Origin of the sequence: Methyloversatilis sp. MC4-4 (assembly GCF_049843555.1) — a bacterium.
GTDB lineage: Bacteria > Pseudomonadota > Gammaproteobacteria > Burkholderiales > Rhodocyclaceae > Methyloversatilis > Methyloversatilis discipulorum_B.
The window spans coordinates 410,491-425,238 of record NZ_JBBHZK010000003.1; the positions used below are offsets into that span (position 1 = coordinate 410,491).

Genomic DNA, 14,748 nt, shown 5'->3' on the forward strand with positions numbered 1-14,748 from the left:
TATGGCGGTGCGCGGCTAGCGCCCGAGGTCCTTGGCGCTGACGCCGCCGATGCCCCAGTGGGACTTCGGCACCTCGATGATCATCACGCGCACCGTTTCACGCGGTGCGCCGACCGCCTCGACCAGTGCCTGCGTCACCTTCTCGATGACGGCGCGCTTCTGGTCCTCGGTCCGACCCTCGATCAGGTTGATCTGTGCGAATGGCATATTTCGTTTCTCCTGGAAGGCGAAGGGCGGTCAGACGAAGCGGACGCTGGTCGAACCGAGCGACTGGATGCGCAGGCTCACGCTGTCGCCGGCTGCCACCGCGACCGCCTCGGTAATGCCGCCGGACAGGATGAGCGTGCCGGCCGGGATCTCTTCGCCGCGCCGGCCCAGCATGTTGGCGAGCATGGCGATCGCCGCCGCCGGGTGGCCGAGCACCGCGGCACCGGCGCCGAGCGCCACCGGCTGGCCGTTCTTTTCCAGCACCACGCCCAGCGTGCGCAGGTCCAGGCCCTCGACCGGCGTCGCGGTCCCGCCGACCACGAAGCGCGACGACGAGCAGTTGTCGGCGACCACGCTCTTCAGGTCGAACTTGAAGTCGCGGTAGCGCGAATCGATGATTTCGATGGCCGGCACGACGAAGTCGGTGGCGGCGAGCACGGCCGCGATGTGGCAGCCCGGCCCCCGCAGCGGCGCCTTGGTGACGAAGGCGATTTCCGGCTCGACCTTGGGGTGGATGAGCTTCTTCGTATCGATGTCGCCGCCATCGGCGACCGCGAAGTCATCGACCAGGAAGCCGAACACGGGGTCTTCGACGCCCATCTGCTTCATCTTGGCGCGCGAGGTGAGCCCGGCCTTCAGGCCGACGATGCGCGCGCCGCGCGCCAGCTTGCGGGCGCGGATCGCGTCCTGCACCGCGTAGGCGTCCTCCCAGTCCATGTCCGGGTGGTCGTCGGTGATCTTGGTGGTGTCGCGTGCTTCCAGCTCGCAGTTTTCGAGGCGCTCGGCGAGCAGCGCGATGGTGATGCGGTCGAGGTTCATCGTTCAGCCCTCCGCCGCCGCGGTCGCCCGCTCGCGCGCCATCGTGATCGCGGTGTCCTCGATCATGTCCTCCTGCCCGCCCACCATGCCGCGGCGACCGAGCTCCATCAGGATGTCGCGCGGCGCGATGCCGTACTTGGCGCCGGCGCGCTTGGCGAACAGCAGGAAGGAGGAATAGACGCCGGCGTAGCCCAGCGTCAGCGAGTCGCGGTCGATGCGCACCAGGTGCTCCATCATCGGCAGCACCAGGTCTTCGGCCACGTCCATGATGCGGTACAGATCGACGCCGGTTTCGATGCCCATCCGGTTGGCCACCGCGACGAACACCTCCAGCGGCGTGTTGCCGGCACCGGCCCCCAGACCGTTGGTCGAGCCGTCGATGCGGCTGGCGCCCGCCTCGATCGCGGCCAGCGAATTCGACACGCCCATCGACATGTTGTGGTGGCCGTGGAAGCCGATCTCGGTTTCGGGCTTCAGTGCCTGGCGCACCGCGGTGACGCGCGCCGTCACGTCGTCCGGCAGCATGTAGCCGGCGGAGTCGGTCACATAGACGCAGTTGGCGCCGTAGCTTTCCATCAGCTTCGCCTGCGCGACGAGTCTGTCCGGCTCGATCATGTGGGCCATCATCAGGAAGCCCACGGTGTCCATCTCCAGCTTGCGCGCCAGACCGATGTGCTGTTCAGACACGTCGGCTTCGGTGCAGTGGGTGGCCACGCGTATCGTGTGCACGCCCAGTTCGTGCGCCATGCGCAGGTGGTCGACGGTGCCGATGCCCGGCAGCAGCAGCGCCGACACCTTGGTGTTCTTCATCGCCGGGATGACGGTGGAGAGGTACTCCTCGTCGCTGTGCAGCGGGAAGCCGTAATTCACCGACGCGCCACCGAGGCCGTCGCCGTGCGTCACCTCGATCAGCGGCATGCCCGCCTCGTCGAGGCCGCGCGCCACCGCCAGCATCTGGTCCAGCGTGATCTGGTGGCGCTTCGGATGCATGCCGTCGCGCAGCGTGTTGTCGTGCAGCGTGACCTTCTTGCCCTTGAGATTCATGGTCGTGTCCTTTGCGCTCAAGCGGGGACGGGCTCGAGCGAGAGCGAGCCGTTCAGGATTTCTTCGGCGAACATCTCGGCCGTGCGCGCGGCGGCGGCGGTCATGATGTCGAGATTGCCGGCGTACTTCGGCAGGTAGTCGCCGAGGCCGGCGACTTCCATGAAGATGGACACGCGGTGGGTGTCCATGTCGATCACCGGGCCATTGACCAGCCGGTAACCGGGCACGTAGGCCTGCACCTGGCGGATCATGTCGTGCACCGATTCCTCGATTTCGGCCGCACGCGGCGCCGACTCGGTGATGCAGTGGATGGTGTCGCGCATGATCAGCGGCGGCTCGGCCGGGTTGATCACGATGATGGCCTTGCCCTTGGCCGCACCGCCGACGCGCTCGATGGCGCCGGACGTGGTGCGGGTGAATTCGTCGATGTTCTTGCGCGTGCCCGGTCCGACCGAGCGGCTGGACACGGTGGCGACGATCTCGCCGTAGCTCACCTTCTGCACACGCGACACCGCCGCCACCATGGGGATCGTCGCCTGGCCACCGCAGGTGACCATGTTGACGTTCATCTCGCGCTTGCCGACGTGTTCCTTCAGATTCACCGGCGGCACGCAGAAGGGGCCGATGGCGGCAGGCGTCAAGTCGATCATCATCACGCCCAGCGCATTGAGCTTGCGCGAGTTCTCGGCATGCACGTAGGCGCTGGTGGCGTCGAAGGCGATCTGGATGCCGTCCGCCTTGACGTGCGGCAGCAGGCCGTCGACGCCGTCGCTGGTGGTCTTGATGCCCATGTCGCGGGCGCGCGCCAGGCCTTCGGACGCAGGGTCGATGCCGACCATCCAGACCGGCTCCAGCACCGGGCTGCGCTTCAGCTTGTAGAGCAGATCGGTGCCGATATTGCCCGGCCCGATCAATGCACACTTGATCTTGTTCATGCAGGGATGTCCTCGTCTCCGGCGGCGTGCTTGCCGGCCGACCAGCCGGTGTTCGCGAGCACGCTGCCAGCGGTTTGAAGGGGCTCGGACTCAAGCGTCGTTGCCAGGGAATCGTTCCAGCGATTGAAGAAGCCGAAGAGCGCGATCACGCCGAGCAGCTCGACGATCTGGCCCTCGTTCCAGTGCGCACGGAGGCCGGCGAACAGTTCGTCCGTCACGTCGTTCGGCTGGCTCGCCGCGGCCAGCGCGAAATCGAGCGCCACGCGTTCGGCGTCGGAGAAAAGCGGGCTGCTGCGGTAGTCGGCGATGGCCGCCATCTTTTCCGCGGCCACACCGTGGCGCAGCGCACTGGTGGCGGTATGCGCACGGCAGTACAGGCAGCCGGCCGCCATGCTGGCGACGTGACCGATCAGGCGCTTGAAGCCCAGATCGACCTCGCCCGCCGGGTCATACACACCGCGGCTCAACGCGATCAGGCCCTTCGCCAGCGCCGGCCTGTAGGCCATCGTGCGCAGGCTGTTCGGCACGAAGCCGAGGGTGCGCTCGAAGAAGGCGAAGTCGGCCGCCATGTCCGGCGTGGACTCGATGGAGAGGGGTGCGATGCGTGCCATGGCGTCGGTCCTAGACGAAGCGCACCGAGCAGCCGCCGAGGCCACCGATGGCGATGCGCAGGCTGTCGCCAGCCTTGACCGGAATGAGGGCGGCGAGCGAGCCGGACAGGATCACTTCACCGGCCTTGAGCGGAATGCCGAGACGGCCCAGCGTGTTGGCGAGCCACACGACAGCGTTGACCGGATGGCCGAGCGCGGCAGCGCCGGCACCGGTGCCGACGATGTCGCCGTTCAGCTCCAGCACCATGCCGCACAGGCCGAGGTCGAGATTGCGCGGCGACACCGCGCGGTCGCCGAGCACGAACACGCCGCACGACGCGTTGTCGGCCACCGTGTCCTGGATGCGGATCTTCCAGTCGTGGATGCGCGAATCGACGATTTCGAAGCAGGGCATCACGCACTCGGTGGCGCGCAGCACGTCGGCGCCGGTGACGCCGGGGCCCATGATGTCGTGCTTCAGGATGAAGGCGATCTCGCCCTCGGCGCGCGGCTGGATCAGCGAGTTCGCAGCGATCGACTCGCCCTCGTTGTAGATCATCCCGTCGAGCAGGTAGCCGAAGTCCGGCTGGTGCACGTTCAGCATGTTCTGCACGACTTTCGAGGTGACACCGATCTTCTTGCCGACGATGCGCTCGCCAGCGTCCAGCCGGCGCGAAATCATGCGCTGCTGGATGTGGTAGGCATCCTCGATCGTGATGTCCGGCTCGCGGCTGGTCAGCGGCGCCACCGTTTCGCGGGTGGTGAGCGCGGCGTACAGCTCGTCGCCGTACTGCTGGATCTTCTGGGCTTGCATCATGTCCGGGGCCTGTTCAATGGGGTTCGGTGAGGAAGTCCGCGACGAGACGCGCGAAGCGTGCGGCGTGCTCGATCTGCGTCCAGTGGCCGCACTTGCCGTACACGTGCAGCTGCGCGTTCGGTATCCACTGCGCCAGCGTGAGCGAGGTGTCGAGCGGGATGACCTTGTCTTCCCGGCCGTGGATGACCAGTGTTTCGTGTGGCAGCGCCTTGATGTCGTCGACATTGCTGGCCATCGCATCGACCCAGCGCTGGCGCGGCGCCGGGAACATGGCGGCGAAGGATTCCTGGAAGCCCGGCCGGATCGACGCCTCGTAGCGCAGCTTTGCCAGTTCGTCGTTCACCAGCGAGCGGTCGTATGCGAACAGGTCGAGCAGGCCGCGCATCGTTTCGATCGACGGCGTGTAGCCCCACACCGCGTCGAGTGCCGGCGTGATGTCGAAGCGCACGCCGACGCTGCCCATCAGCACCAGACGGCGGATGCGGTGCGGAAACCGGATGGCGACCTGCAAGGCCAGGCCGCCGCCGAAGCTGTTGCCGACCAGATCGGCGCGTTCGATGCCGAGTGCATCCAGCATGCCGACGGCCTGGGCGACCCAGGTATCCATGTCGTACCGGAGATCCGAGCGGCGCTCGGTGTAGCCGAAACCCGCCATGTCCGGCGCGATCACGCGAGCGCGTTCGGCAAGCTGCGGCATGACCAGCCGCCAGTTCGCCCAGGCGCTGACACCGGGGCCCGAGCCGTGCAGCATGAGCACCGGAAAGCCGCTGCCCAGGTCGTGATAGTTGGTGGTGATGCCGGCGGCGACGATGCTGCGGGCGATTTCCGGATTCAGCGGTGCGTTCATGTCGGCGCTCCTCACAGCTTCACGCACACGTTCTTCAGCTCGGTGTAGAACTCGAGCGAATGCACGCCGCCTTCGCGGCCGATGCCCGATTGCTTGGCGCCGCCGAAAGGCGTGCGCAGGTCGCGCAGGAACCAGGAGTTCACCCACACCAGACCGGTGTCGAGTGCGGCCGCGACGCGGTGGCCGCGCGTGATGTCGGACGTCCATACAGACGCGGCGAGGCCGTAGTTCGTGTCGTTGGCCATGCGGATCGCGTCCTCTTCGCGGTCGAAGGGCGCGATGTGGCAACACGGGCCGAAGATTTCCTCGCGCACGACGGCGGCGGTCTCCGGTAATCCGGTCCAGATCGTGGGTTGCACCCAGGCGCCGTTGGCCAGTTCGCTCGGCATGGCCGGAACGCCGCCGCCGGTGACGACGGTGGCGCCCTCTTCCACCGCGCGGCGGTAGTAGGCCAGCACCTTCTGCTTGTGCTCGGCCGAGATGAGCGGGCCCATGCCGGTGGCTTCGTCCTCCGGCCGGCCCATGACCAGCGCCTCGGCGCCCTGCTTCAGCGCGGCGACGAAGCGCTCGAACAGCGGGCGCTCGACATAGACGCGCTCGGTGCCGAGGCAAACCTGACCGCAGTTGGCGAAGGCCGAACGCAGCGTGCCGGCGATGGCGGCGTCGAAGTCGCAGTCGGCGAACACGATGGCCGGATTCTTGCCACCCATTTCCAGCGACACCGGCCGCGCGCCGCCGGCGGCCGCCTTCATGATGGCTTCGCCGGTGCGCGTCTCGCCGGTGAAGGTGATGGCATTGACGCCCGGGTGGGTGGTCAGGAATTCGCCGGCCGAATCCGGGCCGAAACCGTGCACCACGTTGTAGACGCCGGCCGGCATGCCGACCGCGTTCATCACTTCGCCGAGCAGCGCCGCGGTCTGCGGCGTCTCTTCCGACGGCTTCACCACCACGGTGTTGCCGCAGGCCAGCGCCGGGCCGACCTTCCAGGTCATCAGCAGCAGCGGCAGGTTCCACGGACACACCACGCCGACCACGCCGACCGGCTTGCGCAGCGCGTAGTTGATCGCGCCGCGGCCGTCCGGCGTCGCCATTTCGAAGAACTCGCCCGGCACGTTCTTGACCACGTCGGCGAAGATCTTGAAGTTGGCGGCACCGCGCGGAATGTCGAGGTGGCTGGCCAGACTGACCGGCTTGCCGGTGTCGGCCACCTCGGCGGCGACGAAGTCGTCGAAGCGGCGGTTGATTTCATTGGCGACCGCGTACAGCAGTTCGGTGCGCTCGGTCACCGTCATGCGGCCCCACGGTCCTTCGAGCGCGGCACGCGCTGCGGCGACCGCGGCATTCACCTCGTCGCGCCCGGCTTCGCTGACCGAGGCGATGACGCGGTTGTCCAGCGGCGAGCGCTTGTCGAAGCGGCGGCCTTCGCGGCCGGCGACGAACTCGCCGTTGATGAAGTGGCTGATCTGTTTCATCGATCTCTTTCTTGTGTGTGCGTGCTCAATTGCCTCACCGCGCGACGTGCGACGCAGAACGCGCGCCGCGCCGCCCGCCGGGCCGCCCCAAGGGCAGCGCAGCCCCCTCGGGGGGCAGCGAACGAAGTGAGCGTGGGGGCTTCATTTACAAGTCGAGCGCAGCGAGTGCGGCGCGGGCGCAGGCTTCGTCCTGCGCTTCGGAACCGCCGGAAATGCCGACGCCGCCGATGCGTTCGCCGGCCACCACCAGCGGCAGACCGCCGCCGAACATGACCATGCGCGGCCGCAGCGGCAGCCCCTGGCGGACTGCGTCGGAGTGGGACGAGAGGGCGGCCGCCCAGTCGCCGGTCGGCAGACCGAAGCTGGCGGCGGTATAGGCCTTGTCGATCGCGATATCGACCGAGTGCAGCGCTGCCCCGGGCATGCGCAGGAACGAGACGAGCTGGCCGGCGCGATCAACCACCGCCGCATTGACGCAGGCGCCAATGGACGCCGCGTGCGCGACCGCTGCGCTGACCGCTGCGGATGCCGCCTCCCAGCCCACCGTCGATTGCCGTGCTGCCACGTCCATGTCGTCTCCTCCGCGGGGCCGCTGTATCGCGACCTCTCACTCGTCGATATTCGATGGACTTAACGATATAAACCAATAATCTCGACGTCAACTATTTTTATCGAGATTTTTGACTTTTCACGGAGAAAGTTCGGAACTAGAATGGCTGCATGCCTTGGCACACCGTGAGAAGGCGCTCTGGAAAGTCCATATGGAACAATTGATTACCGGTGACTTTGCGGCCAACGGCGAAGCCTATGAACCGAAGACGCTGGTCGATGGCGCGTATCGCCAGTTGCGGCGGGACATCATCGAAGGCCGTCACGCTCCGGGTGCGAAGCTTCGGGTCGAACACCTGAAGGACGAGTACGAAGTCGGCGCCGGCACACTGCGCGAGGCGCTGGCGCTGCTGGTGAGCGACTCGCTGGTGGTCGCCCAGGGCCAGCGCGGCTTTCGTGTGGCACCGATTTCGCTCGCCGACATCGAGGACATCACACGTACCCGCGTCATGCTCGAATGCGAGGCGCTGCGACAGAGCATCACCAACGGCGACGAAACCTGGGAAGGCAATCTGGTTAGCGCCTTCCACCTGCTGACGCGGGCAGAAGAAAAGCTGGCCGGCGACGTCGATGGCAGCGTGAATGAGTGGGAAGAGCGCAATCGCGTGTTCCACGAAACGCTGATCGGCGCCTGCACCTCGCGCTGGATACGCCACTTCCTGGCCATCCTGTACCGCCAGTCGGAACGCTACCGCCGCATATCGGTGCTGAACCGGCCGGTGCCGCAGGACGTACACGAAGAACACGAACAGATCTTCAAGGCGGCCATCGCGCGCGACGCCGACGAGGCGACGCGCGTGCTGTCCGGCCACATCTGGCGCACCTTCCAGACCGTGGCCAGCGTGCCGCAGTTCGCGCAGGCGCCGACAAGGAAGGCGGCCAACGGCCGTTGAGACCGACCTTCGCAAATCCGCGATTGATGCGACGGGATTCCGGTTGTCGTATCCGTTTTCCGCTTCGCCGCCCCTACCCCCATCCTTCGCGCCTGATTAAACGCGCGATGCCTCCTCGGCAATGTGCGCGGCAAGGCGTCGAACGAAGGTCCCCAAACCGGTAAGTTCAGACATTTCTCCGAAAACGCCGGACGTTGCGGCGTTTCTGGACGACGTCATGACGCAGGCCGACGAGTACACTTTCTCCTTGACCAATCGCTGGCAAAGAATGTCGTATCGCCGTAGGTAAGATGCGCCGCGAAATTCCGAGAACACTGGAAAGTGAGGGCTCGCGTCCTTGACCGGATTTCTGGACTTGTCGCAATCCTCTACGAGCATGAGCCAGCCGATGAAGGGTGGGGGCTGGTCACCGAGCGCACCTTCTCGATAGGCAACCCACAGGTCATGGCCGGTACCGATTGCCTCTTCGGCCCGATTATTGAAATTGTTTCCGAATGACGGCCCGATCTGACTTTTCAGTTCGATCGCGGCGATCAACCGACCACCGTTCATTACGAGCACGTCCCATATCTTGGTCGGACGGAAGTAGCCAGGAAGCGTGAGGACAGTGCGCTTTAAGTACACTTCCGCCGATGGCAACCCGTTCTTCGCAACGAGCGCCTGGATAAGTGGAACGAAGCCATCCATGTTCTTGCCCGAAAGGACGCTGCCACGCTCTCCACGATCTGCCTTTCCAGATTGCCGTTGACGCTCGGCAGCGCCACCACGGCTTGTCCAGAACTCCTTTACCGCCCCGCGCGCACGGCGCTCGTAGTCGCACAATTCAAGAGCCATTCGGTCTCAGCGCCGCTGCGCACCCTCTTTTTCTATCAAAGCGATATCGTCCTCGGTCAGTCCGTAGAGCTCGGCAACAGCCCGATTGCAGGCTGTGACGTCGAGAGCGTGAGCCGCCGCGCCGAGTGTTGACCGCAAACCCGATGGAACATCCTTCCAGAACGGGAGCCTGATCCGCCGCAGATACTGCGCTTGAAACCGGAGAAAACCGCCCCGCATACGAGTGGAATACGAGGCGATGAAAAAGCGCGTCAGGTCGGACAGCAAGACTGCCTGCAACGCCCTCAGATCCCACTCACTCGCGGTCACGAAGTAAAGATTGTGGTGCGGATAGAGCCGTCCATCCTCGAACACGACCTGGGCGTGACCTTTGATGTCCGGAATCAGCAGCTTGGGCTCGACCACCAGCGACGGAGTAATCCTGTCTATGGTGCGGAACCAGCGGGATGGGTCCTTCTTCGCCACGTGGCGATTCGCAATGATGTCGCGCCGCTGTTCCAGGAAAGCACGCAACTTCGGATACGCGGCAAGATCGACCAGCCTCCCGTCGTCTTGGAAGGGATTGATCACTCCAAATCCGCGCCAACTCACTTCACCGCTGTCGATATCGCGCGTCATGGCAAGAGGCAGCTTGCGATCATCCTCAACGTCAAGTTCGTCCATGAGCCCGATGAAGGCCCTGTCGGCACCCGTAGCAACGCCGATCCCCACTTTGCAGCCCGCCTTTTCCAGGGTGGGAAAGGCCCCTTCAAGACGACGAATCAGGGAAAGAGAATCCTCTTCGGCGAGCACCCATGGCTCGCCATCTGCGGGAAGACTTCTGATCAGACGGACGTCGGAAGTTCCCTCCGAGCCACCATCCATCAGTCCGGATGTGAGCTCCGCCAATCTTTCGACCTCCCTAACGACTGCAACGCGGGTCACTCCTGGCATCAAACGTGCGATCAGGGTAATCGCCGGGTATGCGATCACTTCGGAATGAAAGGCGGATGCCTCGCTGAGATCGACATAGGCCTTGAGCCGGAAACGCGTCGTGACGAGACGTCGCAAGGGCGCTCCGTACTTGTTCTTCATCCAGCGATCGGCACAGATGAAGCACAGCTCCCCGCCATCGGCGAGCAGTTCAAGGGCCCTCTGCATGAAAGGTACGTATAGATCTGCGCGATCGTAGAGCGTCGAGTAGCGCGCGCGGTACTCATTGAGCAGCGCCTCCGGAATCAACTCCTGCCGAACATAGGGCGGATTGCCCACGACGACGTCGAAAGCGCCCCGTATCGGCGACAACAGAAAGTCATCGCAGATGAGCCAGCGCCGAGCCAGATAAAGCGAGCCCTCTTCCGTGTGACCGTAGGCCATGAGGGTCTGTACGACCTTGGCGAAAGTGGATTCATAAGTATCGCGATGCAGTTCGACCGCGCGAATGCAGTCCTCCAGCGCAAAGTCACGGCCTACCCTGCGAGCTGCTCTCAACAAGCGCTCGATTGCCGGTAGCAGGAAATCACCGGCACCAAATGACGGTTCGAGAAAACGGAGGCGCGTGAGATCCCGCTCTGCGGAGTACCCCGCAAGATCGAGCATGAAGTCGACAACCTCGCGACGCGTGTAGATCGCGCCACGCTCCTGGGTGCTCGAATCGTCCGCCAGTTGCCGGATCGCCGCTTCGACCGGGCAGTCGCCGAACAGACCGGGTTGAAATGCCAAAGGGGGCGCCATGGGAAGACCAGAGTTTCGCAAGCGCGAATACTACGGCTGAAAGCACTTCCGGTCATTCCTGCGCATGCCGGTCTGCCTCGATCCCGAGCCGAGAACCAGATCGGAGCAGGCAGAAGACCTCTGCAGTCAGTCCTTTTTCGCCGCCTCCAGCTTCAGCGCCTCGACGCTGCGCGCCATCTTGCCGACCACCTTGAGCTTCAGGTCGCTGGTCGGGTAGATGCGGCAGGCAAGCACGCACTGGCGGCGCTCGTCGTCCTCGCTGATCGCGCTGCGGCTCATGACGCCTGCAGTAAAGGTGCCGGACAGCACTTCCACCTTGCACACGCCGCAGCCGCCCTGGCGGCAGCCGACCGGTATGCCGCGGCCACCCAGCGCTTCCATGCCGCGCAGCGCGTTCTGCGTTTCCGCACACAGGTATTCGCGGCCGATGCCGTCGAGCACGATGCTGTAGGTGCGTGCCATGTCAGCTCCGCACGGCCGTTCCGAAGGACCCGACCTCCCCCTCGGGGAGGTGAGGCAGGGGTTTCGTGGCGCATTGCGCCACGCCTGCCGAACGGGTCGGCTGTGCAAAGCCGACCCTGTGCGAGCGCAGCGAGTAAGGGAGCTGTGTCATTTCAGATCTTCCTGAACAGCGGGCTGCGCACCTGCTGCGCGTCGGCGGCCGAAAAGAACTTCTCGGTGTAGATGTCGCGCTCGAACAGCCGGCCCTGCATCAGCGCGTTGATGCAGGCGTCGATCATCACTGGCGGTCCGCACAGATAGGCCTGGTGGCCACGGAAGTCCTCGCGGAAGTGGGCCAGCGCCGCCTCGTGCGCGAAGCCGCGGAAGCCCGCCCAGTCGCTGCCCGCCGGCTCATCCGACAGCGCCGGCACGTAGCTGAAGTTCGCGTGTGCCGCAGCCAGCGCGACGAAGTCGTCGTGGTAGTACAGCTCGTCGCGGTTGCGCGCGCCGTACACCAGCGTGATCGGCTGCGCGTAGCCCTTGGCCAGCAGATCGAGAATCATCGACCGCGGGCTGGACAGCCCGGAGCCGCCCGCCATGAAGATGAGCGGCTTGGCGGCCGACTCGCGCACGAAGAAGCGGCCGTAGGGGCCGGACAGCTTCACCCGGTCGCCCGCCTGCAGCGACTCGTGTATCCAGGTGGTGCCGCGACCGCCGGGCACGATGCGGATGTTCAGCTCGACCTCGTCGCCGGTAGACGGCGGATTGGCGAGCGAGAACGCACGCGACATGCCCGGCTCGGCGCCGATGTCCAGATTGATGTACTGGCCGGCCTGGAAGTCGAGCGGCCGGTCGAGCCGGATGAACAGGCCCTTGATCGTCGGCGTCAGCTGTTCGATGCGGGCCACCGTACCGTGAAAATCCTCGACCGGAATGTTGCGCGCGTCCGGTTCCTCGTCGATGTCCGCCTCGATGGTGACGTCGCTCTGCAGCCGCGCGCAGCAGGCCAGGGTCTTGCCCTCCTCCCGCTCGAAGTCCATCAGCGCGAAGTCGGACGCTTCGCCGTGGTCCACCTCGCCGTCCGTCACCTGTACCTTGCAGGTGGCGCACAGGCCGTGACAGCAGGCGTGCGGCAGCCAGATGCCTGCGCGCAGGCAGGCATCCAGCACCGTCTGGTCGTCCTCGACCTCCAGCGTCTGGCCCAGTGGTTCTATGGTCAGCGCGTAAGCCATCAGCTGCACGATCCCTTGATGCCGGTGAGGCCCGGCGTGCGGAAGCGGATGGCGTCCTTGTGGCCGATGCCGTTCTCCGCCAGCGTGCGATTGAAGTGGGGCACCCACGGCTCGCCTGACTTCATCCACTCCACCCTTGACCAGTCGATCCTCGCCCAGTCCGGGTGATAGCCGTAGGCGCCGGGCAGCACCTTCTCGACGATGTCGCCGAAGCGCATGGTGGGCGGGAAAGGAAAGGCCAGCGGCGCGCAGAACATCAGGTGATCGTCCCAGCCGACGTACACGAGCTGGTTGCCGTGGAAGTTGTCGACCACGTCGCGCGGCACGCCGACGTAATCCTTCACTGCAGCGACTTGCATGTCTTCGTCCCCCTCAGTCGTTGCGCTTGGCCATGCCGCGCCAGGCTTCGAAGTTGCGATGGTCTTCCGAACCTTCGAACTCGCCGTTGTCGTGACCGACGTTGAGCCGGTAGTACTCCAGCACCGCGGCCAGCGGATCGAAGCCGGGCGCGGTCGGGTCGGTGCCCTCCGGGAAGCAGTTGCCCTGGTAGATCTGGTGCACCGGCAGCCAGGCCTGTACGTACTTCTCCGGCTCGTTGTCGAAGATGTGTTGGCAGTGGTCGGAGCAGAAGTGGTACTTGTTGCCCTTGTAGCTGCGCTCGCGGTAGCAGATCTTCGTCGGGTCGCCGGGCTCGGTGAACAGCATCGGAATCTGGCAGGTCTGGCACAGCATGGGCAGCGTCTTGTTGTAGAAACGATTGCCCTTTTCCTGCTGTTCGCGCCAGAACTCGAAGCGCGGCCGGTAGTACTTGTCGAAGGTGTCCGGGTACTTCTGCGACAGCCACTGCATTTCGTCCTCGGTCGGCATCCAGGTGTGGAAGTCGGTGGCGCCGCCGTAGTTGTAGAAGGTGGCCCACACCTGGTGCGACAGGTGATCCTTCTCCTGGCGGATCTGCTCGGCGCAGGCCGGCATCTTGATGCCGTAACGCGCGAGGTCCTTGAACAGCGCGCCGCCGTTCTCCTCGAAATAGATTTCCCAGGCTTCCTTCCAGCTCATGACGCGCTTGGGCAGCATGTAGTCCATCATCATCGCGACGATGGACAGCAGGCGTACGCCGCGCCAGCACCACTTGTCTATCCAGCGCTGCACGATGGGCAGGTTGGCCGGGTCCTGCTCCAGGATGAACTTGATGCACTCCAGGCCCAGCGTCATGTGACGCGCTTCGTCCGACTGCGCCGAGAAACCGAAGGTCATGGTGCCCATGTCGCCGTTGTAGGCCGCACCCGACACGAAAGGCACGAACAGCAGATTGGTCAGCACGTACTCGAAGGAGAAGCCGACCGACACGATGAACTCGAACGGACCGGCGGTGATCGCGTCGTCGAAGAAGCTCTTCGGGACCGACAGGTACCAGACGCGGTCGAACATGTGCGGCGCGTCGTGGAAGCCGTTGTAGTACTTGTTGTAATTCGACAGCGAATGGATCTGCGTCTGCGCATGGCGCATTTCGTCGATCGCCTGCATCTGGCAGGCCACGCGCGCACCGGCGCCGGGGAAGGCGCGGCCGACGTGGGCGAAGCCGCGGTGGGCCATGTATTCCAGCGGCGTCACCGCGGTCAGGAAGATCTTGATCGCGTTCAGGTAGCGCGCGTCGGTCACGCCGAGGTGGCCGTTGCTCTGGCTGTAGGCGTCGATGATGGCGTAGAGCTTGCGCTCCTTCTCAGCCTGGTATTTCCAGTAGGCGTCCATGGTCAGGCGGAAGGGGTCTTCCCACTTGTCCCAGTCATGGATCTTGATGCCCTCGTAGTCGGCGTACGGATACACCTTTTCCTTCGGCTGATAGGTGGTGTCCCACGCCAGATCACGGGTCATCAGCGTGTAGCGTTCCTTCAGGCCCAGCTTCTTCTTCGGTACCTGCATGTCCATCTGTGCTTCTCCTCAATGACAGATCCGGGTGCGGCCGTTCAGGCGGCCGTCTGTGTCCCGGGTTCTCCCTCGGCGCGTGCGCCGGGATCAGTTGTCCATCAGTTGTCCCAGTGCAGCGTGAACTCGTCGTCGCTCTCGTCGATATGGCCGGACAGCGATATCAGGTGCGTGTGCAGTTCCTGCAGGTCGAAGTCGCGGCCGATCAGTTCGGAGATCGACGCGCGCTTCACGGTCAGGTGGCCTTCGGCGTCGATCTTGATCATCGCCGGCGACTCGACCGGCACCGCGTGCGGGTTGTCGGCCAGAATGGATTCGATGATCGGACGCGTGTCGTCGTTGGTCTGCAGCGCGATGAATACCTTGGACATG

At 64.9% G+C, this 14,748-nt stretch carries 16 protein-coding genes and 1 pseudogene; 1 reads left to right on the top strand and 16 read right to left on the bottom strand.

What is annotated here, in order from left to right; all coding sequences use genetic code 11:
* Window positions 1-15 precede the first annotated feature (15 nt).
* The 9 genes and pseudogenes from WDZ97_RS14890 to WDZ97_RS14930 all read right to left on the bottom strand — a co-directional run.
* Window positions 16-213, bottom strand: a pseudogene (locus WDZ97_RS14890) (4-oxalocrotonate tautomerase); the annotation flags it as partial.
* Window positions 214-237: 24 nt separating this feature from the next.
* Window positions 238-1,026 carry a 2-oxo-3-hexenedioate decarboxylase gene (gene dmpH, locus WDZ97_RS14895; protein ID WP_304004249.1) on the bottom strand — a complete coding sequence of 263 codons (789 nt, stop codon included), beginning with the start codon at window positions 1,024-1,026 and terminating at the stop codon, window positions 238-240.
* 3 nt (window positions 1,027-1,029) lie between these two features.
* Entirely contained in the window at window positions 1,030-2,070 is a 1,041-nt protein-coding gene (gene dmpG / locus WDZ97_RS14900; RefSeq protein WP_425763265.1) for a 4-hydroxy-2-oxovalerate aldolase, read from the bottom strand.
* A 17-nt stretch (window positions 2,071-2,087) separates the two neighbouring features.
* A complete protein-coding gene (locus tag WDZ97_RS14905; protein ID WP_304004247.1) occupies window positions 2,088-3,005 on the bottom strand; it encodes an acetaldehyde dehydrogenase (acetylating) in 918 nt (305 codons plus the stop codon).
* Window positions 3,002-3,616 carry a carboxymuconolactone decarboxylase family protein gene (locus WDZ97_RS14910; RefSeq protein ID WP_304004246.1) on the bottom strand — a complete coding sequence of 205 codons (615 nt, stop codon included), beginning with the start codon at window positions 3,614-3,616 and terminating at the stop codon, window positions 3,002-3,004. The genes WDZ97_RS14905 and WDZ97_RS14910 overlap by 4 nt, the downstream gene beginning before the upstream one ends.
* A gap of 10 nt (window positions 3,617-3,626) precedes the next feature.
* Window positions 3,627-4,412, bottom strand: a complete 786-nt coding sequence (gene dmpE / locus WDZ97_RS14915; RefSeq protein ID WP_425763266.1) for a 2-oxopent-4-enoate hydratase — start codon at window positions 4,410-4,412, stop codon at window positions 3,627-3,629.
* Window positions 4,413-4,425: 13 nt separating this feature from the next.
* Window positions 4,426-5,259 carry an alpha/beta fold hydrolase gene (locus WDZ97_RS14920; RefSeq protein ID WP_425763267.1) on the bottom strand — a complete coding sequence of 278 codons (834 nt, stop codon included), beginning with the start codon at window positions 5,257-5,259 and terminating at the stop codon, window positions 4,426-4,428.
* Between the two features lie 11 nt (window positions 5,260-5,270).
* Entirely contained in the window at window positions 5,271-6,731 is a 1,461-nt protein-coding gene (locus WDZ97_RS14925; RefSeq protein ID WP_425763268.1) for a 2-hydroxymuconic semialdehyde dehydrogenase, read from the bottom strand.
* A 145-nt stretch (window positions 6,732-6,876) separates the two neighbouring features.
* Window positions 6,877-7,302, bottom strand: coding sequence for a GlcG/HbpS family heme-binding protein (locus WDZ97_RS14930; protein WP_425763269.1), 426 nt, complete (start codon window positions 7,300-7,302; stop codon window positions 6,877-6,879).
* 190 nt (window positions 7,303-7,492) lie between these two features.
* Here WDZ97_RS14930 and WDZ97_RS14935 point away from each other — a divergent pair, with 190 nt between their 5' ends.
* Window positions 7,493-8,233 carry a GntR family transcriptional regulator gene (locus WDZ97_RS14935; protein WP_425763270.1) on the top strand — a complete coding sequence of 247 codons (741 nt, stop codon included), beginning with the start codon at window positions 7,493-7,495 and terminating at the stop codon, window positions 8,231-8,233.
* Between the two features lie 96 nt (window positions 8,234-8,329).
* Here the strand turns inward: WDZ97_RS14935 and WDZ97_RS14940 are convergent, their stop codons facing one another.
* The 7 genes from WDZ97_RS14940 to WDZ97_RS14970 form a co-directional block, all read right to left on the bottom strand.
* Window positions 8,330-9,067 (bottom strand): PaeR7I family type II restriction endonuclease, encoded by a 738-nt coding sequence (locus tag WDZ97_RS14940; protein ID WP_425763271.1) that lies wholly within the window; start codon window positions 9,065-9,067, stop codon window positions 8,330-8,332.
* Window positions 9,068-9,073: 6 nt separating this feature from the next.
* Window positions 9,074-10,780 carry an Eco57I restriction-modification methylase domain-containing protein gene (locus WDZ97_RS14945; protein WP_425763272.1) on the bottom strand — a complete coding sequence of 569 codons (1,707 nt, stop codon included), beginning with the start codon at window positions 10,778-10,780 and terminating at the stop codon, window positions 9,074-9,076.
* A 126-nt stretch (window positions 10,781-10,906) separates the two neighbouring features.
* Window positions 10,907-11,242: a 2Fe-2S iron-sulfur cluster binding domain-containing protein gene (locus WDZ97_RS14950; protein ID WP_425763273.1), complete on the bottom strand. Its 336-nt coding sequence runs from the start codon at window positions 11,240-11,242 to the stop codon at window positions 10,907-10,909.
* A gap of 152 nt (window positions 11,243-11,394) precedes the next feature.
* Window positions 11,395-12,453 (bottom strand): NADH:ubiquinone reductase (Na(+)-transporting) subunit F, encoded by a 1,059-nt coding sequence (locus WDZ97_RS14955; protein WP_425763274.1) that lies wholly within the window; start codon window positions 12,451-12,453, stop codon window positions 11,395-11,397.
* Entirely contained in the window at window positions 12,453-12,812 is a 360-nt protein-coding gene (locus WDZ97_RS14960; RefSeq protein ID WP_425763275.1) for a phenol hydroxylase subunit P4, read from the bottom strand. The genes WDZ97_RS14955 and WDZ97_RS14960 overlap by 1 nt, the downstream gene beginning before the upstream one ends.
* A gap of 13 nt (window positions 12,813-12,825) precedes the next feature.
* The gene (locus WDZ97_RS14965; RefSeq protein WP_425763276.1) at window positions 12,826-14,379 is read right to left on the bottom strand and encodes an aromatic/alkene/methane monooxygenase hydroxylase/oxygenase subunit alpha; all 1,554 of its coding nucleotides are present in this window, start codon (window positions 14,377-14,379) and stop codon (window positions 12,826-12,828) included.
* Window positions 14,380-14,477: 98 nt separating this feature from the next.
* Window positions 14,478-14,747 carry an MmoB/DmpM family protein gene (locus tag WDZ97_RS14970; protein WP_257093017.1) on the bottom strand — a complete coding sequence of 90 codons (270 nt, stop codon included), beginning with the start codon at window positions 14,745-14,747 and terminating at the stop codon, window positions 14,478-14,480.
* Window position 14,748 lies beyond the last annotated feature (1 nt).

What these genes read in the sequence shown, in the direction of transcription:
- dmpH (WP_304004249.1), bottom strand. Translation starts at nt 1,026, where the DNA reads ATGAACCTCGACCGCATCACCATCGCGCTGCTCGCCGAGCGCCTCGAA.
- dmpG (WP_425763265.1), bottom strand. Translation starts at nt 2,070, where the DNA reads ATGAATCTCAAGGGCAAGAAGGTCACGCTGCACGACAACACGCTGCGC.
- WDZ97_RS14905 (WP_304004247.1), bottom strand. Translation starts at nt 3,005, where the DNA reads ATGAACAAGATCAAGTGTGCATTGATCGGGCCGGGCAATATCGGCACC.
- WDZ97_RS14910 (WP_304004246.1), bottom strand. Translation starts at nt 3,616, where the DNA reads ATGGCACGCATCGCACCCCTCTCCATCGAGTCCACGCCGGACATGGCG.
- dmpE (WP_425763266.1), bottom strand. Translation starts at nt 4,412, where the DNA reads ATGATGCAAGCCCAGAAGATCCAGCAGTACGGCGACGAGCTGTACGCC.
- WDZ97_RS14920 (WP_425763267.1), bottom strand. Translation starts at nt 5,259, where the DNA reads ATGAACGCACCGCTGAATCCGGAAATCGCCCGCAGCATCGTCGCCGCC.
- WDZ97_RS14925 (WP_425763268.1), bottom strand. Translation starts at nt 6,731, where the DNA reads ATGAAACAGATCAGCCACTTCATCAACGGCGAGTTCGTCGCCGGCCGC.
- WDZ97_RS14930 (WP_425763269.1), bottom strand. Translation starts at nt 7,302, where the DNA reads ATGGACGTGGCAGCACGGCAATCGACGGTGGGCTGGGAGGCGGCATCC.
- WDZ97_RS14935 (WP_425763270.1), top strand. Translation starts at nt 7,493, where the DNA reads ATGGAACAATTGATTACCGGTGACTTTGCGGCCAACGGCGAAGCCTAT.
- WDZ97_RS14940 (WP_425763271.1), bottom strand. Translation starts at nt 9,067, where the DNA reads ATGGCTCTTGAATTGTGCGACTACGAGCGCCGTGCGCGCGGGGCGGTA.
- WDZ97_RS14945 (WP_425763272.1), bottom strand. Translation starts at nt 10,780, where the DNA reads ATGGCGCCCCCTTTGGCATTTCAACCCGGTCTGTTCGGCGACTGCCCG.
- WDZ97_RS14950 (WP_425763273.1), bottom strand. Translation starts at nt 11,242, where the DNA reads ATGGCACGCACCTACAGCATCGTGCTCGACGGCATCGGCCGCGAATAC.
- WDZ97_RS14955 (WP_425763274.1), bottom strand. Translation starts at nt 12,453, where the DNA reads ATGGCTTACGCGCTGACCATAGAACCACTGGGCCAGACGCTGGAGGTC.
- WDZ97_RS14960 (WP_425763275.1), bottom strand. Translation starts at nt 12,812, where the DNA reads ATGCAAGTCGCTGCAGTGAAGGATTACGTCGGCGTGCCGCGCGACGTG.
- WDZ97_RS14965 (WP_425763276.1), bottom strand. Translation starts at nt 14,379, where the DNA reads ATGGACATGCAGGTACCGAAGAAGAAGCTGGGCCTGAAGGAACGCTAC.
- WDZ97_RS14970 (WP_257093017.1), bottom strand. Translation starts at nt 14,747, where the DNA reads ATGTCCAAGGTATTCATCGCGCTGCAGACCAACGACGACACGCGTCCG.